The sequence below is a fragment of the Streptomyces minutiscleroticus genome (assembly GCF_014650875.1).
In the GTDB taxonomy this organism is placed as follows: domain Bacteria; phylum Actinomycetota; class Actinomycetes; order Streptomycetales; family Streptomycetaceae; genus Streptomyces; species Streptomyces minutiscleroticus.
Genome location: NZ_BMVU01000003.1, coordinates 153,519 through 177,533 on the forward strand (window position 1 = coordinate 153,519; position 24,015 = coordinate 177,533).

22 protein-coding genes and 1 pseudogene are annotated in these 24,015 nt (G+C 73.5%); 14 read left to right on the forward strand and 9 right to left on the reverse strand.

The annotated features are described in order from the left end of the window. The first annotated feature begins 144 nt into the window (after nt 1–144). The gene (locus IE271_RS05875; RefSeq protein ID WP_190189100.1) at nt 145–798 is read left to right on the forward strand and encodes a TOPRIM nucleotidyl transferase/hydrolase domain-containing protein; all 654 of its coding nucleotides are present in this window, start codon (nt 145–147) and stop codon (nt 796–798) included. A 108-nt stretch (nt 799–906) separates the two neighbouring features. Here the strand turns inward: IE271_RS05875 and IE271_RS41700 are convergent. Next, nucleotides 907–1,077 (reverse strand): annotated as a pseudogene (locus IE271_RS41700) (GntR family transcriptional regulator); the annotation flags it as partial. Nucleotides 1,078–1,285: 208 nt separating this feature from the next. Next, nucleotides 1,286–2,707, reverse strand: a complete 1,422-nt coding sequence (locus IE271_RS05885; RefSeq protein WP_190189102.1) for an MFS transporter — start codon at nt 2,705–2,707, stop codon at nt 1,286–1,288. Nucleotides 2,708–3,144: 437 nt separating this feature from the next. On the opposite strand from IE271_RS05885, the gene IE271_RS05890 reads away from it, so the two are divergent. After that, nucleotides 3,145–3,477 (forward strand): serine hydrolase, encoded by a 333-nt coding sequence (locus tag IE271_RS05890; RefSeq protein ID WP_308435158.1) that lies wholly within the window; start codon nt 3,145–3,147, stop codon nt 3,475–3,477. A 131-nt stretch (nt 3,478–3,608) separates the two neighbouring features. On the opposite strand, the gene IE271_RS05895 is transcribed toward IE271_RS05890, so the two are convergent. The 3 genes from IE271_RS05895 to IE271_RS05905 form a co-directional block, all read right to left on the reverse strand. Beyond that, nucleotides 3,609–4,532 carry a hypothetical protein gene (locus tag IE271_RS05895; protein ID WP_229919155.1) on the reverse strand — a complete coding sequence of 308 codons (924 nt, stop codon included), beginning with the start codon at nt 4,530–4,532 and terminating at the stop codon, nt 3,609–3,611. A 431-nt stretch (nt 4,533–4,963) separates the two neighbouring features. After that, a complete protein-coding gene (locus tag IE271_RS05900; RefSeq protein WP_190189104.1) occupies nt 4,964–5,497 on the reverse strand; it encodes an alkyl hydroperoxide reductase in 534 nt (177 codons plus the stop codon). Between the two features lie 3 nt (nt 5,498–5,500). Then, the gene (locus tag IE271_RS05905; RefSeq protein WP_190189105.1) at nt 5,501–6,055 is read right to left on the reverse strand and encodes a peroxiredoxin; all 555 of its coding nucleotides are present in this window, start codon (nt 6,053–6,055) and stop codon (nt 5,501–5,503) included. A 157-nt stretch (nt 6,056–6,212) separates the two neighbouring features. On the opposite strand from IE271_RS05905, the gene IE271_RS05910 reads away from it, so the two are divergent. From IE271_RS05910 to IE271_RS05940, 7 genes are all read left to right on the forward strand, one after another. Next, nucleotides 6,213–7,169, forward strand: coding sequence for a LysR substrate-binding domain-containing protein (locus tag IE271_RS05910; protein WP_190189106.1), 957 nt, complete (start codon nt 6,213–6,215; stop codon nt 7,167–7,169). A gap of 271 nt (nt 7,170–7,440) precedes the next feature. Beyond that, nucleotides 7,441–9,114, forward strand: a complete 1,674-nt coding sequence (locus IE271_RS05915; RefSeq protein ID WP_190189107.1) for a PP2C family protein-serine/threonine phosphatase — start codon at nt 7,441–7,443, stop codon at nt 9,112–9,114. Continuing rightward, the gene (locus IE271_RS05920; RefSeq protein ID WP_190189108.1) at nt 9,111–10,184 is read left to right on the forward strand and encodes a cobalamin B12-binding domain-containing protein; all 1,074 of its coding nucleotides are present in this window, start codon (nt 9,111–9,113) and stop codon (nt 10,182–10,184) included. Before IE271_RS05915 ends, IE271_RS05920 begins: the two co-directional genes overlap by 4 nt. Beyond that, nucleotides 10,181–10,579, forward strand: coding sequence for an STAS domain-containing protein (locus tag IE271_RS05925; RefSeq protein WP_190189109.1), 399 nt, complete (start codon nt 10,181–10,183; stop codon nt 10,577–10,579). Before IE271_RS05920 ends, IE271_RS05925 begins: the two co-directional genes overlap by 4 nt. Nucleotides 10,580–10,804: 225 nt before the next feature. Further along, nucleotides 10,805–11,785, forward strand: coding sequence for an alpha/beta fold hydrolase (locus IE271_RS05930; RefSeq protein ID WP_190189110.1), 981 nt, complete (start codon nt 10,805–10,807; stop codon nt 11,783–11,785). Between the two features lie 186 nt (nt 11,786–11,971). Further along, the gene (locus tag IE271_RS05935; RefSeq protein ID WP_190189111.1) at nt 11,972–13,630 is read left to right on the forward strand and encodes a PP2C family protein-serine/threonine phosphatase; all 1,659 of its coding nucleotides are present in this window, start codon (nt 11,972–11,974) and stop codon (nt 13,628–13,630) included. Then, nucleotides 13,627–14,040 carry an STAS domain-containing protein gene (locus tag IE271_RS05940; RefSeq protein ID WP_190189112.1) on the forward strand — a complete coding sequence of 138 codons (414 nt, stop codon included), beginning with the start codon at nt 13,627–13,629 and terminating at the stop codon, nt 14,038–14,040. The genes IE271_RS05935 and IE271_RS05940 overlap by 4 nt, the downstream gene beginning before the upstream one ends. A 295-nt stretch (nt 14,041–14,335) precedes the next feature. On the opposite strand, the gene IE271_RS05945 is transcribed toward IE271_RS05940, so the two are convergent. Next, nucleotides 14,336–14,653: a hypothetical protein gene (locus IE271_RS05945; protein ID WP_190189113.1), complete on the reverse strand. Its 318-nt coding sequence runs from the start codon at nt 14,651–14,653 to the stop codon at nt 14,336–14,338. Between the two features lie 333 nt (nt 14,654–14,986). On the opposite strand from IE271_RS05945, the gene IE271_RS05950 reads away from it, so the two are divergent. Further along, the gene (locus IE271_RS05950) at nt 14,987–15,412 is read left to right on the forward strand and encodes a pyridoxamine 5'-phosphate oxidase family protein (RefSeq protein ID WP_190189114.1); all 426 of its coding nucleotides are present in this window, start codon (nt 14,987–14,989) and stop codon (nt 15,410–15,412) included. Between the two features lie 539 nt (nt 15,413–15,951). Then, complete coding sequence (locus tag IE271_RS05955) at nt 15,952–17,136, forward strand: pyridoxal phosphate-dependent aminotransferase (protein ID WP_190189115.1); 1,185 nt, start codon at nt 15,952–15,954, stop codon at nt 17,134–17,136. Nucleotides 17,137–17,175: 39 nt separating this feature from the next. Here IE271_RS05955 and IE271_RS05960 read toward each other — a convergent pair whose 3' ends face one another. Both IE271_RS05960 and IE271_RS05965 read right to left on the reverse strand, forming a co-directional pair. After that, complete coding sequence (locus tag IE271_RS05960; RefSeq protein WP_190189319.1) at nt 17,176–17,439, reverse strand: GlsB/YeaQ/YmgE family stress response membrane protein; 264 nt, start codon at nt 17,437–17,439, stop codon at nt 17,176–17,178. Nucleotides 17,440–17,721: 282 nt separating this feature from the next. Continuing rightward, nucleotides 17,722–18,498 carry an AfsR/SARP family transcriptional regulator gene (locus IE271_RS05965; RefSeq protein WP_190189116.1) on the reverse strand — a complete coding sequence of 259 codons (777 nt, stop codon included), beginning with the start codon at nt 18,496–18,498 and terminating at the stop codon, nt 17,722–17,724. Between the two features lie 394 nt (nt 18,499–18,892). Between IE271_RS05965 and IE271_RS05970 the strand changes: the two genes are divergently transcribed. From IE271_RS05970 to IE271_RS05980, 3 genes are all read left to right on the forward strand, one after another. Then, entirely contained in the window at nt 18,893–19,816 is a 924-nt protein-coding gene (locus IE271_RS05970) for a manganese catalase (RefSeq protein ID WP_190189117.1), read from the forward strand. A 63-nt stretch (nt 19,817–19,879) separates the two neighbouring features. Next, the gene (locus tag IE271_RS05975; RefSeq protein ID WP_190189118.1) at nt 19,880–20,113 is read left to right on the forward strand and encodes a hypothetical protein; all 234 of its coding nucleotides are present in this window, start codon (nt 19,880–19,882) and stop codon (nt 20,111–20,113) included. Beyond that, nucleotides 20,106–21,425 carry an Nramp family divalent metal transporter gene (locus tag IE271_RS05980; protein ID WP_190189119.1) on the forward strand — a complete coding sequence of 440 codons (1,320 nt, stop codon included), beginning with the start codon at nt 20,106–20,108 and terminating at the stop codon, nt 21,423–21,425. Before IE271_RS05975 ends, IE271_RS05980 begins: the two co-directional genes overlap by 8 nt. Nucleotides 21,426–21,620: 195 nt before the next feature. On the opposite strand, the gene IE271_RS05985 is transcribed toward IE271_RS05980, so the two are convergent. Further along, on the reverse strand, nt 21,621–23,267 hold the full coding sequence (locus IE271_RS05985) for an Nramp family divalent metal transporter (RefSeq protein WP_229919156.1): 1,647 nt from the start codon (nt 23,265–23,267) through the stop codon (nt 21,621–21,623). Between the last annotated feature and the right edge of the window lie 748 nt (nt 23,268–24,015).

The window sequence follows — 24,015 nt, forward strand, 5'->3', positions numbered from 1 at the left end:
ACGCCGGGGCCGTGGGGACGCGCAGGACGCGTGGCCGTGGAAACGCGCGTGCGTACGGGAGGCCGCCCGTGCCAGGATGGCGCCGCGGACGTGCCGGGACGGCGCCGCGGGCGTGCCGGGACGGCGCCGGGGAAGCGGGGGAGTGTGGACGGGCCGAGACGATTCCGCCCGGCGCTGGCCGCGTGGGCGGCCGGCGGCGCGGGAGCGGACGAGGCCGCCGCGGTGGCGAGGGAACTGGCCGGCGGTGTGCGGACGGTCGTACTGGTCGAGGGGGACAGCGATCAGGCCGCGCTCGAAGCGCTGGCCGCGCGCCGGGGCCGCGATCTGGACGCGGAGGGCGTGGCGGTCGTACCGCTGGGCGGCGCGACGAACATCGGGCGCTTTCTGGACGTGTGCGGTCCCTCGGGGCTCGGCCTCCCGCTGGCCGGTCTGTGCGACATCGGCGAGGAGCGGCACTTCCGGCGGCACCTGGAGCGGGTCGGCCTCGCCTCCGGTCCCGCGCACGGCGGGCCGGAGGCGCTCGGGTTCCACGTGTGCGACGCCGACCTGGAGGACGAGCTGATCCGCGCCCTCGGGGCCGAGGGGGTGATCCAGGTGATCGAGGCGCAGGGCGAGTCACGGCCCTTCCGCACCTTCCGTAACCAGCCGGCGCAGCGGGAACGGCCCGTGGAGCACCAGTTGCGGCGCTTCATGGGCACCCACAGCGGCCGCAAGGCGCTCTACGCGCGGGCGCTGGTCGCGCACCTGGACCTCGCGCGCGTGCCCCGTCCGCTGGAGCGCCTCCTGGCACACGTCTGACGCCGTCAAAATCCCCTCGGCCGGTTCCCGCGCCGCCCGCCCGGAGCGGGGCCGCGTGGCCCGCGGGGCAGGACATGGCCCGCACTCCGGTCGGCACGGTGGGGCGCGTCAGGTCTCCTGTACGGGTTCGTGGTGGGCGCACTCGGTCAGGGCGGCCGCGGTCATGGTGAGGTGCCGGGCCAGCATTTCGGCCGCGGTGTCGGCGTCGCGGGCCGGCGCCGCCTCCTCGAGGCGGCGGTGTTCGCCGACGGCGTCCCGGTCGGGTCGGCGCCGCGCAGAGCGGTCCTGACCGCCACCGCCGAGACCCCCGCCTGACGGGCGGCGTGTCCCGGCCGGGCGCCGAGCCCGGCAGGGCGCGTGCCGACCCGCCGCCGTGACCCGCGCCGACACGAGGACGGCCCCCGACCGCCATCGTGGTCGGGGGCCGTCCTCGTGAGGAACTCACCACCGTGGGATTCGGCTCCCGGGGCGGCGGACGCCGGTCGGATCAGGAGGCGGAGGAGGCCGAGGAGGCGACCGCGGTGCGGGCGTCCTCCTCGGCGACGGCGGCCTCGCCGCCGTCCAGGGAGACGTCCTTGGTCTCCTTGCCGAGCAGGAGCGCGATCAGCGTCAGCACCGCCATCGCCGAGAGGTAGACGCCGACCAGCCACGGCGAGCCGTCACCGGCCTCCCACAGCGCCACGGCGATGAACGGGGCGACGGCCGCGCCGAGGATCGAGCTGACGTTGTACGAGATGCCGGAACCGGTGTAGCGCACGCTCGTCGGGAAGAGCTCGGGCAGCAGCGCGCCCATCGGCCCGAACGTCATGCCCATCAGGGTGAAGCCGAGCACGAGCCACAGCACCACGCCGAGCGTGCCCAGGCCGATCAGGGGCACCCAGACCAGCCCGAAGACCACGATCGCGGCGGTGATCCAGATCAGGGTGGCGCGCCGGCCGTACTTGTCGGCGAGCGGACCGGAGACGAGGGTGAACACGGCGAAGAACAGCACGCCGAAGATCATCATCAGGACGAACGTGGTGTAGCTGTAGCCCAGGCCGGGCACGGCGGCGTCCTTCGCGGTGCGGCCGTAGCTCAGCGAGAACGTGGTCATCAGGTAGAAGAGCACGTACGTCGCCAGCATGATGAAGGTGCCGAGGATCAGCTGCTTCCAGTGGTTGCGGGCCACGGTGGCCAGCGGCAGCTTGCGCACCTTCCCGGACTCCTGCGTCTTGGCGAAGACCGCCGACTCCACGAGCCGGGAGCGCACCCACAGGCCGATCGCGACCATCACGGCGGAGAACAGGAACGGGATGCGCCAGCCCCAGCTCGTGAAGGCCTCGGAGGGCTGCGTGGGGTCGGCGCCCGCGGCGGACGGCAGCAGGGCCCCGATGACCAGGAACAGGCCGTTGCCGATGATGAAGCCGAGCGGGGCGCCCAGCTGCGGGAAGGTGCCGTACAGGGCGCGCTTGCCGCTGGGGGCGTTCTCGGTGGCGACCAGCGCGGCGCCGCTCCACTCGCCGCCGAGCGCGAAGCCCTGCGCGAGCCGCATCAGCACGAGCAGCGCGGTGGCGAGCCAGCCGGCCTGCGCGTAGGTGGGCAGTACGCCGATGAGGAACGTGGCGATGCCCATGGTCAGCAGCGAGACCACCAGTGTCCGTTTGCGGCCGAGCCGGTCGCCGAGGTGCCCGAAGAAGACGGCGCCGATCGGGCGGGCGACCATCGCGGCGCCGAAGACCGCGAACGACGAGAGCAGTGCCGTGGTCGGGTCGTCGCTCGGGAAGAAGAGGGAGGGGAAGACCAGGACGGCGGCGGTCGCGTAGATGTAGAAGTCGTAGAACTCGATCGTCGTGCCGATGAGGCTGGCGATGAGGACGCGGGACCGCGGATTGACGGGTGTCTGGGCTGAGCCGGTGGCTGGTGCGGACATTGCTCGGTCTTTCGCGCGAGGTGGAGACGGGTCGCCAGGGCCCGGACCTGCGCACACGTCCCCCTCGCCGAAAGACCGTGCGAACCGTCCGGGCATTGTGATCATCTCAGGCGTCTTATTTTACGGAAAGTGGATACCACGATGTGAGATGCCATGCGCCGTCCCCGCGCGCCGCTCCTTCGTCCGGGCACAGGACGGCCGGCTGCGTCCGGCCGGGTGGTGCGGGGCGGGCCGCACGCGCCGTGTCCATCCGGGCTGCCCCCGTGGCAGTGGGGGTGCTCTCCGGATGGCCGGTGGTGCCCGCCGTTCCTGACCTCTGGCGCATGATCTCTCGTGGTGTACGGCTGTCGGCCGTCGTCCTGGCGTCAGTAATGTCGGTCTGCCCGTCCGCGGCGGCCTCTCCGGCCGCACCGCGTCCGACGGACCCGGGCCGGTCGGTGCAGCGGGACGCCGACGCGCTGCGCGATGCCGGAGTCAGTGGTGCGGCGGTCCGGCTGGAGACGGAGCGCGGTGTGGTCACGGCCCGGGCCGGGGTGGCGGACACGGTCACACACCGTCCGGTTCCGGCGGACGGCTACCTGCCTCTGGGCGGCATCACGAAGACGTTCGTGGCCACCGTCGTCCTGCAACTGGTGGGGGAGGGGCGGCTGTCCCTGGACCGGACGGTGGAGCAGGCACTGCCCGAAGTGGTCTCCGGCGCCGGCAACGACGGCCGCGCCGTCACCGTACGGCGACGCCCAGGGCGGCGAGCCCGAGAAGCGCTGCCGTGACGGTGAACTTGCGCATGGTGGTTCCCCTCGTTCGGTCGGTGGTGCATCAGTGGTGGTGCGCCGGTGGCGGTGTGCCGGGCGGCGCCCCGGCGTGCCGCCGCGGGGCGGTGTGCGTCCGGGGCGCGGGGTGGTCAGTCGCGCTCCGGAACGATGCGCACCGCCCGGTCGTAGGCGCGCCGGCCGAGGTTCCGGTAGGTGTCGATGTCCCTGCCGAACCGGTCGCGCAGGCGGTTCAGGTAGTACGTCTCGCGGTCCGCGGCCACGGACCGCAGGGAGGTCTCGCGGGCGCAGGTCGCGTCCGCGACGGCGGTCCGGCGCTCGGCGGCGAACGCCTCGTCGGCGCGGGCCGCGCCGAGCCGGCTGGTGTCGACCCGGACGGCGTCGCGGGCCGCCTGCGGGTCCCCGTAGGGCTGTCCCGCCCTCCGCGTGCACCGCGCCCACGCCCTCACCGCCGCGGTGAGCCGGGGGTCCGCCATGAGCCGCTCGCCGTACAGGGCGTCGAGGCCCGTGACGACCTTGCTCGTACGGAACCAGGCGGCAGGGTCCCCGTAGAGTTCGCGCTCGGCCTCCTCCGTGCAGCCGCCGAGGCGTTTGCGGATCTCCCCGCCGCCCGGCAGCGGCGCCGTGAGCATGCGGGCGCCGTCGCCGCCGTCGAGCGCGGTGTCGAAGGCGGCACGCCGGGACGCGGAGAGCCCCTGCCGGTAGGTGCCGATGGGGTTGCGCTCGCGGACGCGCTGGTTCCGCGCCTCGATCCGCCCGCCGTACCCGTACGCGCGGGCCCACGCCACGTCGTCCTGCACGTAGCGCACCGGGCGGCTCTCCCGGAGCGTGGGGGCGCGGTCCTCCCAGTAGGTGAAGCCGTGCCGGTCCATGCACTGCGCGGTCAGGCGCTGCTGCGCGTCGGCGACGCGCAGTTCCTGCCGCCGGGTCAGCGCCCGGGGGCGGGAGGACGAATCCCGCCGGTCCCGGCCGCCGTCGTCACCGCCGGCGCATCCGGTCGCGGCGGCCGCGACGGCCAGCGCCGCGGCGCACCACGACACAAGTGCACGTTTCATGGACCCGTCCCCCGTCGTCCTCATGGGCTCTGCTCCCGGCCGCCATGCCGCTCGGCGTGCGTACCGGCGCCGGTGCCCCGGCCGCGGGTCTCGCCCCGTGCCGACGGACCCGGAGCCGCGTCGTCGCCCGTGGGGTCGACGGGTTCCCCGTTGCCCGCCGTGCGGGCGGCCGGGAAACAAGGCGTGAACAGGGGGGATTGGGGCCGGAGGCAACGCCGTGGGGGGAGGGGGACGTGCGGCGGGTGGGCGGCGGGTCGTGACCGGGACGGCGGGCCGGGCACGCGCCTCCCGGCTGAACGGCGGGCCCTCCCTGGAGGCGCGGCGGCTGCGGCGGAGCCGGCGACGGCCGGACGCGTCCGCGCAGCGCGGACGGGGCCTGCCCGTCGTCGTGACGGTCAGGCCCCGTCGGTGCGGACGAGCCGGCGGCCGGGTTACTCCGCCAGGACCGCCTCGGCGTCGAGGGTCACGGCGACCGCCTGGACGACCGACGCGATCTTGAACGCCTCCTGGACGGTCTCCCGCTCGACGCCCGCCTTGCGCAGGACCTGCTCGTGGGAGTCCAGGCACATGCCGCAGCCGTTGATCGCGGAGACCGCGAAGGACCACAGCTCGAAGTCGACCTTTTCGACGCCGGGGTTGCCGATGACGTTCATCCGCAGGCCCGCGCGCAGGGTGCCGTACTCGTGGTCCGACAGCAGGTGGCGCGTGCGGTAGAAGACGTTGTTCATCGCCATGACGGCCGCGGCGGACTTGGCCGCCGTGTAGGCCTCGGGCGAGAGGTTCGCCTTCGCCTCCGGCTCCAGCTCACGCAGGACGATGGGGGAGCGGGAGGCGATGGCGGTCGCCAGGACCGTGCCCCACAGCTGCTGCGCCGGGAGGTCGCTGTTGCCGATGACCGAGCCCAGGTTGAGCTTCAGGTCCTTGGCGTAGTCCGGGACGCGGGACTTCAGGGAGTCGAGGGACATGCGTCACTCACCCGCCAGCAGCTTGACCGGGTCGAGGGTCTCGTCGCCCTTGCTCCAGTTGCAGGGGCACAGCTCGTCGGTCTGCAGGGCGTCCAGGACCCGCAGGACCTCCTTGGGGTTACGGCCGACCGAGCCCGCCGTCACCATCGTGAACTGGATCTCGTTGTTCTGGTCCACGATGAAGACCGCGCGCTTGGCGAAGCCCTCCTCGTCCTCGATGCCCAGCGCCCGCATCAGGTCGTGCTTGGGGTCCGCCATCATCGGGAAGGGCAGGTCGGTCAGGTCCGGGTGGTCCTTGCGCCAGGCGTGGTGCACGAACTCGGAGTCACCGGAGAAGCCGAGGATCTGGGCGTCGCGGTCGGCGAACTCCTCGTTCAGCTTGCCGAAGGCCGCGATCTCGGTCGGGCACACGAAGGTGAAGTCCTTCGGCCAGGCGAAGACGATCTTCCACTTGCCCTCGTAGGTCTTGTGGTCGATCGTCTCGAACTCCTTGCCCTTCTCCAGCGAGACGCAGGCGGTCAGTTCGAACTCGGGGAACTTGTCACCGACAGTGAGCACACGCTCTCCTTGCAGCGAGAAAGCGCCCGTTTTGCAGGCGTTTCCATGGGTTGATCTTTGATCATGTTGGCACGGAGTGCAGTGACGCGGGAAATAGCTACACTCGGTCGGGTTGATCGGAAACGGCTATCAGTGACGAAGGGTGAAGGTGCGGGGAATGCCTGCGGCGAAAGGCAGCGGACGACGTCAGCCCAGCCTCGCCCAGTTGCGCGCCTTCGCCGCCGTCGCCGAGCACCTGCACTTCCGGGACGCCGCCGCCGCGCTCGGCATGAGCCAGCCCGCTCTCTCGGGCGCCGTCTCCGCCCTGGAGGAGACACTCGGTGTCACACTGCTCGAGCGTACGACCCGCAAGGTGCTCCTCTCGCCCGCCGGCGAACGCCTCGCCGTACGGGCGAAGGCGGTGCTGGAGGAGGTCGCCGCGCTGACGGAGGAGGCCGAGGCGGTCCGGGCGCCGTTCACCGGGACGCTGCGGCTCGGTGTGATCCCGACGGTGGCGCCCTATCTGCTGCCCACCGTGCTGCGGCTCGTCCGGGAGCGGTATCCGCACCTCGACCTCCAGGTGCACGAGGAGCGGACCGCCGGCCTTCTCGACGGCCTGACCGGCGGCCGGCTCGACCTGCTGCTGCTCGCCGTGCCGCTCGGCGTGCCCGGTGTGGCCGAACTGCCGCTGTTCGACGAGGAGTTCGTGCTCGTCACACCCCCCGGTCACGCGCCCGGCGGACAGCGGGGGATCCCCCGGGACGTCCTCAAGGAGATCGACCTCCTGCTCCTGGACGAAGGGCACTGCCTGCGCGACCAGGCCCTCGACATCTGCCGGGAGGCCGGCCGCGAGGACGTCCCCGTCACCACGACCGCCGCCGGGCTCTCCACACTCGTCCAGCTCGTCGCCGGCGGTCTCGGCTGCACCCTGCTCCCGCGCACGGCGCTGCGGCTGGAGACGTCCCGCAGCGACCGCCTCCTCACCGGCTACTTCGCCGACCCGGCCCCCACCCGCCGGATCGCCCTGGCCATGCGGACGGGGGCCGCGCGCGCCGCCGAGTACGAGGAACTGGCCGCGGCCCTGCGCGAAGCGCTGCACCCGCTTCCCGTACGGGTCCTGGACGGGGACGCCTGACGCGTTCCCGGCCGTTCTCCCGCCGCTCCGGGGGCGAGGGCGCCCGGAGCGGGAGCCCTCGCGGCGGCGCCGCCCCGCCGTTGGGCGCGCCGTCCGCCAACTACCGCCGCGGACAGGGCACAGTGAGTCGTTCCGCACCGCTCCGTGCCCCTGACCGTGTGGAATCGCCGGGGGCGGGTTGCAACCGCGGGGGCGGATGCGGGACGGTTGCAGAAGGACGTCTGTTCTCCATAGCAGGAAGGTGGTGAGGTGCGCACGGTGCGTGCCTCTGATGGTGTCTGCTCCCCACGGGTCCTCCGCCCGACCGCGCGACGCCGACCTCGGGGTCGGTGCGGCGTGGGCCGAGGCCCCTTACCCGGTGCTGGTCGTCGACCGGCACGGCGGTCTCGTCCGGATCAATGAGGCCGCCCGAGCGCTCCTGCCCGACGTCGCCGACGGCGACCGGCTGCACGAGAAGGTGCCGTCCTGGCTCTCCCAGGCGCACCGGCGGCTCGGCGACGGGCCGCGCGACGCCTGTGCCGGCCCGCTGAGCGGAAGCATCAACGACCGTCTCTTCGAGGCGCATCCGACCTCGGGCGCCGACGGCGACGTGGTGTGGTGGCTGGTCGACGAGACCGACCGGCGCCTGGCCGAGACCGCGCTGAGCGACGCGCAGGTACGCTCCGAGGTCCTCGCGAAGGTCTCCAGCGCGCTGCTGTCCACCCTGAACGTGCCGCGCTGCACGGAGGTGGCCGCCTCCATGGCCGCGGAACACCTCGCCGAGGCCGCCGTGCTCGTCGCGCCGCCCCAGGGGCGGCGCCACCCGCTGACCCACGCCCGCCGGGGCGGACCGGTCACCCGGACCGTGCGGCAGGTCGACGTCGCGAGCGTGCCGGGGCTGAACGAGGCCCTGCAGGGCTTTCCGCCCGTACCCGCCCGCTGGATCAATCCCGACGACATCCCCGGCTGGGTGGTCCCGGACGGGTTCGCCGGACCGGTCGGCTCCGTGATCGTCGCTCCGCTCCCCGGCCACGGCGTGCCCGCCGGGGCGCTGATCCTGCTGCGCTCCAGCACCGAACAGGCCTTCACCGAGGGCGAGGAGGTCTTCGCCCGCCTGTTCGCCGCCCGCGCCGGGGCGGCCCTGTCCGCGGCCGGCCTGTACAGCGAGCAGGCCGCCATCACCGAGACGCTGATGCGGGAGCTGCTGCCGCCGTCGCTGCACAGCGTGCACGGGGTGGAGTACGCCGGCGGCTACCGGGCCTCCAAGAACCAGGAGCGGGTCGGCGGGGACTTCTACGACGTCCATCCCGGCTCCGACCCCTCCCAGGAGACCCTCGTCGTCCTGGGGGACGTCGCGGGCAAGGGACTGGACGCGGCGGTCCTGACCGGCAAGATCCGCAACACGCTGCACGCCCTGCTGCCGCTGGCCGAGGACCACGAGCGGGTGCTCGGCCTGCTCAACGGCGCCCTGCTGACCTCCCATCACGCCCGGTTCGCCACGCTCGTGCTCGCCTCCGTGCGCCGCCGGGGCGGCCGGGTGCAGGTGCGGCTGACCAGCGCCGGGCACCTGCCGCCGCTGATCGTCCGCACCGACGGCACGGTCGAGGAGGTGGCCACGCGCGGCACCCTGGTCGGCGCGCTGCCGACCGTCACCGCGAACACGGTGCGCACGACGCTCGCGCCGGGCGAGACGTGCCTGCTGTACACCGACGGCATCACCGAGGCCCGCGGCGGCCCGCTGGGCGACGAGCTCTTCGGCGAGCACCGCCTGCGGCGGGCGCTTGCCGAGTGCGCGGGCATGCCGGCGGAAGCGGTCGTGGAGCGGGTGCAGATGCTGGCCGCCGAGTGGCTGGGACCGGGCCGCCACGACGACATGGCCGCCGTCGCCGTCAGCGCCCCCAGGAACGGTCCCCTGACGGTCGTCGACGGACGCGCGCACGGCCGAGACAGCAGGAGGAAGACATGAGTCACCCCACCGTGCCGGCCGAACTGCCGGACCAGTTGTGGGAGGCGGTGGCCGACGGCGACGAGCACACGGCCGTCGACATCGTCCACCGGGCACTGGCGGACGGTGCGGACGAGGAGACACTGCTCCTCGAGGTGATCGCCCCCGTCCAGAGGCGGATCGGCACGGAATGGGCCGCCGACCGCATCAGCGTGGCCCAGGAGCACGCGGCCACCGCCATCAACGAGCGGGTCGTCGGCTTCCTCGCCCACGCCCGGCCGGAGGGCGAGCGCCGCGCCCCCGACCGGGGACGGGTGACGGTCAGCTGCATCGACGGCGAGTGGCACGCCTTCCCCGCCCGGCTCGTCACCGAGGTGCTGCGCCTGCGCGGCTGGCGGGTGGACTACCTCGGCGCCCAGACCCCCACCGCGCACCTGATCGCCCACCTGCACTGCACCAACCCCGACGCCGTGCTGCTGTCCGGGTCGATCCCCACCCACCTGCCGACCGCCCACAGCGCCATCACCGCCTGCCAGGCCATCGGCGTCCCCGTCCTGGCCGGCGGCCGGGCCTTCGGACCCGACGGGCGCCGCGCCCGGGCGCTGGGCGCCGACGAGTGGGCGGCCGACGCCCGCGGCGCGGCCGCCGTGCTCGAAGCGGGCCTCGCCCAGCCGTGCCCGACGGCGATCCGGCAGGCGACGGACGACCTGCCGCACCTGGACGACCAGGAGTACACGATGGTCGCCCAGTCCCGTCCCCAGCTCGTCAAGCAGACCCTGGTCGACCTGGAGGACCGCTTCCCCGCCGTACGCGGCTACGGCGACGCCCAGCGCGAGCGGACCGTCGAGGACATCGCCCACATCGTCGACTTCCTGGCCACCGCGCTCTACCTCGACGAACCGGACGTCTTCACCGCGTTCCTCACCTGGACCGCCGACATCCTGGAGGCCCGGCACGTCCCCGCCCGCTCGCTGACGGCCGGCCTGGACATCCTGGCCGTCCAGTTGCGCGACTTCCCGCGCACCGTGCGCCTGCTCCACGCGGGCACCGCCGCCCTGCGCGACCACCCCGTCCCCGGCATCCGCGCATGACCGGCCTGCCACCCACCGAGTTCGTCCTCGTCGCCCGCCACGAGCCGCCCGCGCTGACCGTGCGGGTGGCCGGTGAGCTCGACTACGACACGAGCGAGGACCTGGTCGGCGCCGTCGTCGAGCACCTGTCCGAAGCAGCGCAGATCCACGACGTGCACCTGGACTTCTCCGGCCTGACCTGGATCGACTCCACGGGCCTGTCCGCCCTGCTGACGGTCCACCGCCACGTCGGCGCCGCCGGTGCCACCCTGCACCTCGACAACCGGCCGGGCGTCCTGGAGCGCATGCTCCACATGACCAACGTGCTGGACCACCTCACGGCCCCCGCGGCCGGCGGACAGGCCCGGCGGTTCGGCGAGGACGACGGCACGGCCGGGGCGGGCGCCACTTCCTGACCGGCATTGTCACGGCGGCCGTCCGGGAGAACCGCGTCACGGTCGCCGCACCGCGGTGCGGGCGAAGAACCGGGGCGGTGCCACCGTCCGGGGGCGGCTTTGCCGAACCGGCAAACCGGCTGGTCCCCTCGGCGCGGTCCTCCGCATGATCGGAACCGGTCCGGCGGAGCCGCGGCAGGGCGACGTCGGGACGCACGGCGGACCAGGCACCCCGGAGGAGCACGTATGCCGCAGCACGCAGCCGAGACCACGCACCGCACGGTGTCCTCGCCGGCAGGCCGTATCCACCTCGTGGAGCAGGGGAGCGGGCCGCTGGTGCTGCTCGTGCACGGCTTCCCGGAATCCTGGTACTCCTGGCGCCACCAGTTGCCGGCGCTCGCGGCGGCGGGGTACCGCGCGGTCGCCGTCGACGTCCGCGGCTACGGCCGCTCCTCCAGGCCGGCCGCGGTGGACGCGTACCGGATGCTGGAACTGGTGGAGGACAACGTCTCGGTGGTGCGCGCCCTGGGGGAGGAGCCGGCGGTGGTCGTCGGCCACGACTGGGGCGCGACCATTGCCGCGCACTGCGCCCTGCTCCGGCCGGAGGTCTTCCGCGCGGTGGGCCTGCTGAGCGTTCCCTACACCCCGCCCGGCGGCCCCCGCCCCGGCGAGGTCTTCGCGCGGACGGGCGGGGACGAGGAGTTCTACGTCTCCTACTTCCAGCAGCCGGGCCGCGCCGAGGCCGAGATCGAGCCCGACGTGCGCGGCTGGCTCGCGGGCTTCTACGCGGCCCTGTCCGCCGACACCATGCCCGCGCCCGGCGCGCCCGATCCGCACTTCGTCGGCGGGGGAGGGACGCTGCGCGACCGGTTCCCCGCAGGCCGGCTGCCCGCCTGGCTCGGCGAGGAGGACCTCGACGTCTACGCCGGGGAGTTCGAGCGCACCGGTCTGACCGGGGCGCTCAACCGCTACCGGAACATGGACCGCGACTGGGAGGACCTCGCCGCCTTCCACGGCGCCCCCCTCACCCAGCCGTCCCTGTTCGTCGGCGGCGGCCTGGACGCCTCCACGACCTGGCTGGCCGAGGCGATCGAGGCGTACCCGGTCACACTGCCGGGGCTGGTCTCCTCCCACCTCCTCGACGGCTGCGGCCACTGGATCCAGCAGGAGCGCCCCGAGGAGGTCAACCGCCTCCTCGTCGACTGGCTCGCCGCCCTGCCCGCCTGACGGACCCGCGCACACCGTTCGTCCCGTACGGCGAGCGCCGTGGAACCGTGTGGTGAATCCGTTCGACACGGGGTTCGACACGGGACCCGGCGTTGCGTGCGGAAGGTGGATAAGGGAAGGTTGCTCCGAGCGATTTCTCCGAGCGGCAGAGGGGTGGTGGGGTACGCGCAGCGCGTTCCCCCGTTCGTGATTTCTTCTTCGGGTGCCTCCGGCGGTACGCGGGGCGGCGGCGTCAGTGTCAGCGCGGCGTGGAGCAACGCCCCCTATCCGGTGCTGGTCGTCGGCGGCGACGGGGACGTGGTCGACGCCAACGAGGCCGCGCGCACACTGTTCCCGCCGGCCGAGGGACTGCCGCCGTGGCTGGCGGACGCGCACCGCCGCCCGCGGGCGTCCGGGACCCCGGAACAGGGTGTCGTCTCGGGAACGGTGGCGGGCCGCAGCTTCGAGGCGTACTCCTCGCCCGGTGAGGGCGGGGAGGTGGTCTGGTGGCTGGTGGAGGACACCGGACACCGCCTGGCCGAGGAGGCGCTGCGCACCGAGCGCGAGCGCACGGAGCTGCTGGAGGAGATCTCCGGTGTGCTGCTGTCGTCGCTGAACGTGGACCGGTGCGCGGAGGTGACGGCCCGGACGGCCGCCGACCACCTCGCCGACGCGGCCGTGGTCGTCGCACCGGCGCAGGGGCGCCGCCACCCCCTGACGTACGCGCGGGCCGGCGGCGCGGTCACGCAGACGCTGGCGCGGGTCGACCCGTCGTCGGTGCCCGGGCTCGCGGAGGCCCTGCAGGGCTTCCCGCCGGTCCCGACCCGGTGGATCGACCCCGAGGAGCTCGCCGATTGGCTGATCCCGCCCGGGTTCGACGGCCCGATCGACTCCGTGATCATCGCTCCGCTGCCCGGGCACGGCATCCCGGCCGGTGCGCTGATCCTGCTGCGCTCCAGCACGCACCGGGCGTTCACGGACGGCGAGGAGGCCTTCGCCCACCTGTTCGCCGCGCGGGCCGGAGCGGCGCTCTCGGCGGCGCACCTGTACGCGGAGCAGGCCTCGATCACCGCCACCCTGCTGCAGGAGCTGCTGCCGCCCCGCCTCGAGCGGGTCCACGGCGTGGAGTACGCCGGTGTCTACCGGCCCTCCCAGGACCACGAGGACGTCGGCGGCGACTTCTACGACGTCCATCCCGGCGCCGACGCGTCGCAGGACACGTTCGTCGTCCTCGGCGACGTGGCGGGCAAGGGTCTGCAGGCCGCCGCCCTGACCGGCAAGATCCGCAGTGTGCTGCAGGCGCTGCTGCCGCTGTCCGGCGACCACCAGCAGGTGCTCACCCTCCTCAACGACGCACTGCTCACCTCGCACCACACCCGCTACGCCTCCCTGGTGCTGGCCTCGGTCCGGCGGAGCGAGGGGAGCGAGGGCGCCGAGGGACAGGTGCGGCTGAGGCTGACCAGCGCCGGGCACCTGCCGCCACTGATCATCCGCGCCGACGGCCGCGTCGAGCCGGTCGACACCCTCGGGCAGATCGTCGGCGCCCTGCCGAAGGTCACCGCACACAGTGTGGACGTCGTCCTGGCGCCGGGGGAGACGTGCCTGCTGTACACGGACGGCATCACCGACGCCCACGGCGGCCCCCTGGGCGAGGAACTCTACGGTGAGCACCGGCTGCGTCACGCGCTCCGGGAGTGCGCGCGGATGCCGGCCAAGGCGGTCGTGGAGCACGTGCAGATGCTGGCCGCGCAGTGGCTGGGCGGCGGCCGCCACGACGACATGGCCACCCTCGCCATCACCAACCCCGCCACCGGCCGCAGCACCCGCCGCACCGCCCACGGGCACGACACAGGAACGACCGCATGACCCCTTACCAGCCGTCCGGGTTCTCCCTGACCACCCGCATCTCCAGCGCCCACACGCTGGAGCTGGCGATCCGCGGAGACCTCGACTACGACACCGGCGACGAGTTCTCCACCGCGGTGAACGAGGCGCTGGACGCCCACGTGCGCCGGCACGGAACCGCGCTGCGCCATCTGCACCTGGACTGCGCCGAGCTGAGGGCCATCGACTCCATCGGCCTGTCCGCCCTGCTCGCACTGCGCCGGCGCACCCACCCCGCCGGCGTCACGCTGTACTTCCGCCACGAGCCCGTCTACCTCACGCGCATGCTCGAGGTCACCGGGACCACCGAGTACCTCACCGAACGCGCCGGTCCCGCTCCCGACGCCACACGGCCGCCGGAGGAGCGGGCCGACAGCGCGCCGGCGTCCTGACGGCACCGCGACGTCCGTCCGCCCGCGGCCTCGCCGCGTCGCCGGCACAGCGTCCGGAAGGGGCCCGGAAAGCGGCGGAGCGGCCGTCTCCGTACCCGTACGGATCCGGCCGCCCGCGGGTGCCCGCAGGCAACGCCCGGCACCTCGCTGACGGCTCGTCGGCGGACGCGGTGCCGTAGTCCCCGCCGCCGGCGCCGCCGGGTCCCCCCACCGAGGACCTCCCCCCCGTTCCTCGGTGCCGGCCCCCGACGGGCCCCCGGCTGCGGCGCCCCGCCGACCGCGTACGGTCACGAGGTCACGGCTGCGCGGACTCCGACGCCGCGTCGACCAGCTCCTGCAACGCGTCCTCCCCGAGATCGTCCGCGTCCTGCAGGGCCTTGCCGTAGTCGTGCGCGGACAGGTCCGCGCACTCCGGCGCGCCGGAGTCCTCACCGGCGGCTATCGCTTCGGTGCACGCCTTGATCTGGTCCGCCACCGACGCCCCCGCCGAGGCGCTGGAGGTGGCGGCCGGCGTCGACCCCGCGGGCTCGGCGTCGGCGGAGTCGGAGCCGGAACAGCCCGCGAGCGCGAGGCAGGCCGTGGTGAGCACGATGAAATCGAGATGACGGCGCATGGGTCCCCCCCATAACAGGAATGTGATCTTCTGCATCATCGAGCCATGAGGACGCAGCGTGCGCGTCATGTGACCGATTCGTGATGGACCATGGTCGGGTCCGGGTACGCCGGCTCCACGTCGCCGTCCTGCCGGCCCCCGCCCGGCGGCGGCGTCCGCGGCCGCGGACGGTCCGCGGGCCCTGTCCGCGGGCCGGAGCGCATGGCTCGAGGTGTCCGTACCGGCCCGGTCCGTCCGGCGATCCGGTGAATCGGGCGGGGCGTGCCGATATCGTCGGTGTGAGCAGGTGTACGGCCATCACGCAGGAACCGTGGGAGTCGTCGAGGAGGCCCTGTGGCACTGACCCGTGAAGAACGTGAGCAGTTCCTGGCCGAGCCGCACGTCGGTGCGCTCGCCGTGGCGGCCGAGGAGGGACGGGCACCGCTCTCCGTGCCGATCTGGTACCACTACGAGCCGGGCGGTGAGCTGTGGATCCTGACGGGGCGTGACTCGCGCAAAGCCCGGCTGATCGGTGACGCCGGCCGCTTCACGATGATGGCGGACCGTGTGGAGCCCACCATCCGGTACGTCTGCGCGGAGGGCCCGGTCGTCGGGGTGGCTCCGGGTACGCGGGAGGACCATCTCAGGCTCGCCTCCCGGTACCTGCCCGCGGGGAAGGCCGAGGCGTTCGTCGACTACGCGGAGCGGGAGCTGGGGCCGCAGGTGGTCATCAGGATGCGCCCGCAGCACTGGGTCGGCTCCGACCTGGGCCGGATGTAGGAGCGTCGTCCCCGGACCGCCCCCGGACCCGGGTCCGGGGGCGGTCCGGGTCCTGCGTCCAGGGGCGGTGAGGCACCCGGTCGCGGGCCGGGAGCCGCGGACCCGGGCGCGGCGGACGGCGTGCCCCGGCGGCGGGGACGTACCGGTACCGGGTGCCGGACGGTGACGACCAGGGCGGGAGCACTTCCTCCTACCCCGGCCTCTAAGCTGTGCTGTCATCAGGGTCGCGACGGAGCAGCCGCTCGGAGGTCCGCCCCGGTCCCGGTGATCCGGGCCGGCCCCCGCGGCCGGACGACGTCCTTCGCCGCCCTCGCCCTGCGACCGCCCACTCGGAAAGACGACATGAACCGACTCGCGAGCAACGCACCCGCAGCGGTCACCGGTGCGGCAGGCCTCCGCACGGCCTCCGCGCCGGCCCGGACGGGCCGGACCGCCACCGCCCGCGGCGGGCGCGAACCCGCCGGCCGTATCGGGGCCGCCGTTCCGGCCGACCGGTCCGTCCCGGCACTCCCGTCCGCCGTCACACCGGAGGCCACGGCATGAGCGGTGTCCGGATCTCGCAACGTGCCCGGGCCGTCGCCCCGTTCCACGCCATGGAGTTCAGCAAGCAGGCCGCCGCCCTGGAGGCCCGGGGACACCATGTGGTCAAGCTCAGCCTCGGCGAACCGGACTTCGGCGCGCCCCCGGCCGTCCTGGAGGCGATGCGCGAGGCCATGGACGGACGGCCCATGCCCTACACCGCCGCCCTCGGACTCCCCGCTCTGAGACAGGCCGTCGCACGGTTCTACCGCGACCGGCACGGTGTGGAGGTCGACCCTTCGCGGGTCGTGGTGACGGCGGGGGCCTCGGCCGCCCTGGTGCTGGCCGTCGCCGCGCTGGTCGACCCCGGCGACGAGGTGCTCATCGGTGACCCGTCCTACCCGTGCAACCGGCAGATCGCCGAGAGCTTCGGCGCCCGCGTAGCCCTCGTTCCCACCACGGCCGGTACGCGGTTCCAGCTGGACGCGGCGTCGGTCCGCGCGCACTGGACGGCCGGCACGCGCGGCGTCATGATCGCCACTCCGTCGAACCCGACGGGCACCACGATGCCGGCCGAAGAGCTCGCGGCGGTCTGCGACCTCGCGCGCGAACGCGGCGCGTGGCGCCTCGTCGACGAGATCTACCTCGGCCTCGCCGACCACGACGACGCGGGCCGGCCGCCGCGCAGCGTGCTGTCGTACGACCCCGGCGCCGTCGTCGTCAACAGCTTCTCGAAGTACTTCGGCATGACCGGCTGGAGACTGGGATGGTGTGTCGTCCCCGAGGAACTGGTGCCGGCCGTGGAGCGGCTGGCGCAGAACTACTTCCTGTGCGCGTCCGCCCCCGCCCAGCAGGCCGCCCTGTCCTGCTTCACCCCCGAGTCCCTCGCGGTCTGCGAGGCCCGCCGCACCGAGTTCTCCGAGCGGCGCGCGCTCGTCCTCGACGGCCTGGAACGGATCGGACTGCCGGTCCCCGTCCCGCCCGACGGCGCCTTCTACGTCTACTTCGACGTCGGCCGCACCGGGCTCACCTCGTGGCAGTTCTGCGAGCGGGCCCTGAGGGAGGCGCACGTCGCCCTCACGCCGGGCAGGGACTTCGGCGTCCACACGGCGCAGAGCCACGTCCGCCTCTCGTACGCGGCGTCGGCCGACGAGCTACGCGAAGGGCTCGCCCGGCTCGGCGAGTTCACGGCCGGACTCCGGTAGGCCGGGGGACCGGCGGGCCCCGCGGGCCGCCCGGCTCCCTCAGCGGCGGCCCTTGAGGCGCTCCACTCCCGCGACGCCCACGGCGGCGAGGAGGATCTGGACGGCCAGCTCGATCCAGTCCACGCCGCCGGTGTCGGCGACCCCCAGGGCGCCGGCGACCGCGGTACCGATGAGCGCGGCGACGACGCCGACCAGGATGGTCCACAGCACCCCGATGTGCTGACGGCCGGGCAGGACGAGGCGGCCCAGAACGCCGATCACGATACCGATCACGATCGCGGCGAAGATCCCCGAAATCTCCATGGTGTCCCTCTCCACATCTGTCATATCTACAAGGCTGTAGATATGACAGTGCCCCGGCCTCGCCGGGGCAGTCCTGTCCCCGGCGCTGCACGCCGGCACGGCCGTCGTGGGATGCGTGGCCGGGGTGGCGGCCGGGAGCGGACCGGCGCACGTGGCCGGCCGTTCGGCACCGCCGGCCCCCTGGCCCCGGCCGGCGGCCCCGGTCCTCGCGGCCGAGTGCGCCGTCCCGCTCGCGGTCGGCGCCGCCCGGATCGGCTACCGGCCCGATCCGCCCGCCGGCGGTCAGGCGCTGTGCCGGGACCGCTGTGCGGAGTCCAGCGGGCGCCGCAGGTACGGTGCGAGGAGGCCGCGGTAGTCGTTGCTGGGCGCCAGGCCCAGCTCCTCGCGCAGCTGGCGCCGGTAGGTCTCGTAGAAGCGCAGCGCGTCCGCGACGTTCCCCTCGGCGAGGTGGATCTCGCTCACGCAGCGGTGGGCGCTCTCGCGCAGCGGGTCCGCCTCCAGCGCGGCCATGGCGAACTCCATGGCCGCGCTCATCTCCCCGGCCTCGCGCAGCCGCCTGCTGCAGGCCTCCAGGGTGTGCAGACGCTTCTGGCGGAAGTGCTCGCGCTCCACGATCAGCCAGTTCTCGCTCCAGGTGGGCAGGAGGTCCTGGCACAGCTGGACGGGCACCGTCGGCCAGGAAGCCGCGAGCCGGTCGCTGCCGAGGTCGCGCACGATGCGGTGGGCCGCGTGCAGGTCGACACGGACCCGCTGGTCGAGCTGGAGGCGATCGTTGTCGCAGGTCACTACGTGGTGGGACCCGTCGGTGCGGGACAGGCGCCACAGCGCGGAGCGGAGGCTGGCGGCGGAGCGCCTGTCGGGCAGATGGGGCCACAGCAGCGCCGCCGCACTGCTGCGCGGCAGCCCCTGCGGATGGATCGCGAGCAGCACCAGCAGCTTCTGGGTGACAGGGGCCAGGTAGGCGTTCCCGTCGGGGAAACGGACCGTGAAATGGCCGAGCAGCGACATCTCCGCCCAGGGCCGGGAGGGGTCATCACGGTGGAGAGTGGTGACTGCCATGGCTCCTCATGCTTTCCGGGAGACGGTCGGATCGTCGGGGGTGTCCGGGACGGAGCGTGACCACCCCGTCCCTGCTGCCGGGTCCCCCCTTTCAAGGCATTTCCTCCGGTGAATCCCGCACGTCTGTGTACGGTGCGGCGTCACCGGCCGCGCACCAAGCCCCTGACCTGCAATTTTCCTTGGACCGAAAAAGTGTTTTCTCGGTTTCGGACGACGCCGGACACGCTGGGAGGGCGCGGGAACACGGTGGGTGCCCGCCGGCGGTAGGCGTACGGAGACAGCACGGTGACGGCGGGTGCCTAGCGTCGTGACGTGGAAGGGCAGGCGCCGGCCGGGCATCGGCACGGGCCTGCTCCGCCGCCGTTCAGACCGCATCCGCGAACAGGAGCACACCATGTTCCGACACACCCAGAGGCTGCAGTTCGACGCGAAGCCGGAGAAGCCGGACCCGGTGTACGCGCACAAGCTGCAGGAACTCGTCGGCGGTGCCTACGGCGAGATGTCCGTGATGATGCAGTACCTGTTCCAGGGCTGGAACACCCGCATCAAGGGCAAGTACAAAGACCTGATCATGAACACCGCCACCGAGGAGATCGGTCACGTGGAGATGCTCGCCACGATGATCGCCAGGCTCCTGGAGGGCGCACCGAACACCGCGACCACGAAGATGGCGACCTCCGACCCGGCCGTGGGGGCGGTCCTGGGCGGCATGGACCCCCAGCAGGCCATCATCGCCGGCGGGGCGGCGCTGCCCGCGGACAGCAACGGCTACCCCTGGAACGGCCGCTACGCGGTCGCCAGCGGCAACCTCCTCGCCGACTTCTACGCCAACGTCGCCGCGGAGGCCCAGAGCCGGCTGCAGACGGCCCGGCTGTACAACATGACCGACGACCCGGGCGTCAAGGACATGCTGAAGTTCAACCTCGCCCGCGACACCGTGCACCAGAACCAGTGGCTCGCCGCGATCGAGCAGCTGAAGGAGGACGGCCTGGAGGGCGTGGTCGTTCCCGGCGGCTTCGAGGACGTCGAGTACCGCGAGCACGCGCAGACGATCTGGGCCCTGTCCGACGGCGCCGAGTCCGAGGTCGGCCTGTGGGCCGGCGGCCCGACACCGGACGGCGAGCACGAGTTCAGCGTGCTGACCGCCCCGGAGCCGCTCGGCGACGTCGGCCAGGCCCCGCCGCCGGACCCGAAGCTGTACGCCACCTACGACGGCAGCCTGGGCCGACCCAAGGGGCCCGTGCTCGGCACCGAGACCGGCCTGAAGGGAAAGATCAAGGGCGCGATGAAGCCCACCACGGGTACGCCGGACGAGTGAGGCACGTGCCGGGCCCGCCCACGGGCGGGCCCGGCACGCCCGTTTCCGAAGGGAACACCATCGATGCGCCACTCCGTGCTCTCCTCACCGCCGCGTTCCGCGACGTCCCGCCTCGTACTGAGCGGTGTGTACGTACTGTCCGCCGTGGCCGGACTCGTGTACGGCACCACGGCCCACCAGGTCCTGGCCGCCGTCCTCCTGGTGGCCGGCCTCGCGGGGACCCTGTCCGTACGCGCCGTGCGCCGATCGGGCCTCCCGCGGCGCGCCTCCCTGGCAGAGGGGAGGCGGCATGCTTGACCCGGCCTCCACCACACACGTACCGCACACCCCCCTCGCCCCGCCGACCGGCCCGCCCACCCTCGCGGCCGAAGCCGTCGCCGCGGACCGGCCGGTGCCGAGGACCGCGAACGGCTCCCGGCTGCGGCTGCTCCTGGCGATGCTCGGTCCGGCGTTCGTCGTGTCGGTCGCCTACGTGGACCCCGGCAACTTCGCCACCAACATGACCGCGGGCGCCCGCTACGGGCCCATGCTGCTGTGGGTGATCGCCGCCGCGAACGTCATGGCCGTCTTCGTCCAGTACCTCGCCTGCAAGGCGGGCGTCGCCACGGGCCAGGACCTCCCCCAGCTGTGCCGGACCCACACCCCCCGCGCCGTGAACCGGACACTGTGGATACAGGCGGAGCTCGTCGCGATGGCCACCGACCTGGCCGAGTTCGTCGGCGGCGCCGTGGCCCTGCACATCCTCTTCGGCATCCCGCTGCTGCCGGCCGCCTTCATCGTCGCGCTCACGTCGCTGGTGCTGCTGACCCTCGCCCCCGAGGGACGCCGCCGCTTCGAGGTCGTGACGGCCGCGCTGCTCCTGGTCGTCCTGGCCGGATTCGTCTACCAGGCGGTGGCCGCCGGAGCGTGGAGCGGCGCCCTGTCCGGCATGCGTCCCCGCTTCGCCGACACCCAGAGCATCCTGCTGACCACGGGCATGATCGGTGCCACCGTCATGCCGCACGTCATCTACCTGCACTCCTCGCTGGCACGCAGCCCCGCCCACCTCTCCCGGGAACGCAAGCGACGGCAGTTGCGCGCACACCGTTCCGCCCTGATCATCGCGCTCGGCATCGCGGGGCTGGTCAACGCCAGCATGCTCACCATCGCCGCCGCGTCCCTGCACGGGAGCGGTACGCAGGAGACGCTGGAGTCCTTCCACGCCGGCCTGGGCGGCTCCCTGGGCGCCGGCGCCGCGGTCGCCTTCGCGCTCGCCCTGCTCGCGTCCGGGCTGGCCTCCTCGGGCGTCGGCACCTTCGCCGGTCAGGTCATCCTGCGCGGCTTCCTCGGGCGCAGCATCCCGCTGACCGTGCGCCGCCTGGTGACCATGGCCCCGCCCCTGGCGGTCCTGTCCCTGGGGGTCGAACCGACCCAGGCGCTCGTCCTGAGCCAGGTCGTGCTTTCCTTCGGGGTCCCCTTCGCGCTCGTCCCCCTGCTGGTCTTCACGGCGCGCAGGAAGATCATGGGCGCCCTGGCCAACCGCCGCGCCACCACCGTGGCGGCCGTCGTGGTGAGCGCCGTCATCAGCGGACTCAACATCCTGCTCGTCGTCCGCACCTTCGGCGCGTGACCCGGCCCGGCCGGGCCGGTCCCGGAGCCGCCGCGCGACCGGCTCCGGGACGGGGGAGATCTCCCCGCCCGCTCTCCGGCCGGACCGCCGGTGCGCCTTTCGCACCGGCGGTCCCTGCTTCTCGCGCCCACGGCCACGGAGCCTCGGCGGGCCTCCCGCCGTCGTCGGCGCGACCGGCCGCCCCGCCGTCGGCCCTCACAGCCCTTCAGTGGCCACCATCCCGATGAGGAAGACGTTGAGCGCGCTGATGAGCAGGACGGCCACCGTGCCGATCGCGGTGGTGAGCGGGCGGTTGACCAACGGGCCCATCACGCTCCGGCGCGAGGTGAAGATCACGAGCGGTACGAGCGCGAAGGGTATGCCGAAGGACAGCACGACCTGGCTGAGCACCAGGGCCCAGGTGGGGTCGATGCCCAGGGCGAGCACGACCAGCGGCGGGGTCATCGTGACCAGTCGGCGGACCAGCAGCGGCACCTGCCGGCGCAGGAAGCCCTGCATGATGACCTGGCCCGCACAGGTGCCGACGCTGGAGGAGGCCAGGCCGGAGGCGAGCAGCGCCAGCGCGAAGGCCAGGGCCGCACCGGGACCGACGATGCTGCCGAGGCCCGAGTGGATGCTCTCCAGGGTCTGGTCGCTGTTCGCCCCGCTGAACGCTGTGGCGGCGATGGTGAGCATGGTGGCGTTGACGAAGCCCGCCGCGCCCAGGGCGATGACGATGCCGGTGCGGTTGGCGCGCAGCAGCGCGCGCTGCTGCGCGGGGCCGGTGCCCGCGTGCCGGGCGCCCAGCGCGGAGTGCAGGTAGATGGCGTGCGGCATGACCGTGGCGCCGACCATGCCGGTGGCCAGCAGCAGGCTGTCCGCGCCGGCGAACCGGGGGGTCAGCCCGGAGGCGGCCCCGTCCCAGGAACCGCTGCTCAGGCTCTGGTAGACGAAGGCGACGAGGATGACCACCAGGAAGGCGCCGATGGTGACCTCGAAGCGGCGTTTGCCGTCCGGCGCCAGGGCGAGCAGTACCAGTGACACCACCCCGATGATCACGGCGGCCGGCAGCAGGGGGATGCCGAACAGCAGGTGCAGGGCGACCGCGCCGCCGACGAACTCGGCCAGGTCGGTCGCCATGGCCACCAGCTCCGCCTGTGCCCACAGCGGCCAGCGCACCGGCCGGGGCGTGTGGTCTCGGCACAGCTCGGCGAGGGAGCGCCCGCTGACGATGCCGGCCTTGGAGGCGAGGTACTGCACGAACATCGCGATGACGTTGGCCAGCACGATCACCCAGAGCAGCATCATGCCGTAGCGGGCGCCGGCCGTCATGTTGGAGGCGAAGTTGCCCGGGTCGACGTAGGCCATCGACACGACCACCGCCGGTCCGGTCATGAGGACGACGGTGCGGGTTCTTGCCCGTCGCCCCACGACGGGCGGGGGAGCGGACCCGTCGGGCGGGGGACCGGCGGCACCCGCACCGGCGGTGGCGGGCGCGGGGGTGGGGGCGGGAGCGAAGTGTGTCCTGAGACGGCGGCGTAGAGCGCGCATGGAAGCGTTCCTCCTCGTGTACGGGGTCGACGGAGCCGGTCCGCCGGGCCCGGGAGCCGGTTCGGCCCCCTTCGCGGGCCCGGCGGCGCGGGGGGCCCGAGCGGTGCCGGGACGTCCGGTGCGCAGGACGCCCCGCAGACGCCGGGGCGGACCGGGATCGCGGGGCCCGTCCCCGCGACGGGCCGCGCGGCTGACGACCAGCAGTTGCAGGCCGACGACCGCGAGCAGGGCCGGCGCCAGGAGGCGCTGCGCGGCACCGCCCGCGACCAGGCCGGTGACGGCGGCGGTGACCTGGAGGACCAGCAGCACCACGCGTGCCGGGCGCGGGCCGCGACGGCCGGTGACCGTCGTGGGACGTCGCGGGACTCGGAGCACGACCGGCCTCGCTCTCTCGTGCACCACTGCACATGGAAATCGGCACCAGCTCAATGACAGCGAAACACGGCGGTACAAGCGCGCAGCAGGGCGCAAGAGGGCCTGAAGAGCGGGTGCACGGAGGCGCGACCTGCGCAGTCCGTCGCCCCGGGGAGCGCAGGGCCGTCCCCGGTCGCGCCGTGCCGGTGGGACGCCGAGGGCGACATGCACCGCTCGGGAACAAGCACCGATCTCCGCGTACCGCAACCGTGCCCGAGGCCCCGCAGGGCGAATCAGGCCACCTTCGACGGTGTGCGCCGGAGCCGCCGGGGGACCGCGAGGTACAGGGTCGGCCGAGGAGGAAGGTGTGTCGTCGGGCGTGGCATGACACGCGGTGGAACGGTGGTGCCCCATGGGCGCGGCATGGCACACGGTGGAACGGTGTCCCATGTTTGCGGCGGAGAACTCCGGGTCGTGTCGGCCGAGGTCCGATCCCGCACGGATCGTGACGCCTTGTGGGCGAGCCGCCCCGGCATCCGGCACGGCTTGTGCCCGGGGCGCGGGGCAGCCGGGCGTCGCGGTACGCGTTCCGTGTTCCGCGCAGGTGGGGTGAACGGGCAGCTCCGGCGCCGTGATTCGCGCCGTACGGACGGCGGGCGCCGCCCGGCGGCCGCTTGCACATCGACCCGTCAAGGACGGGCGGCCC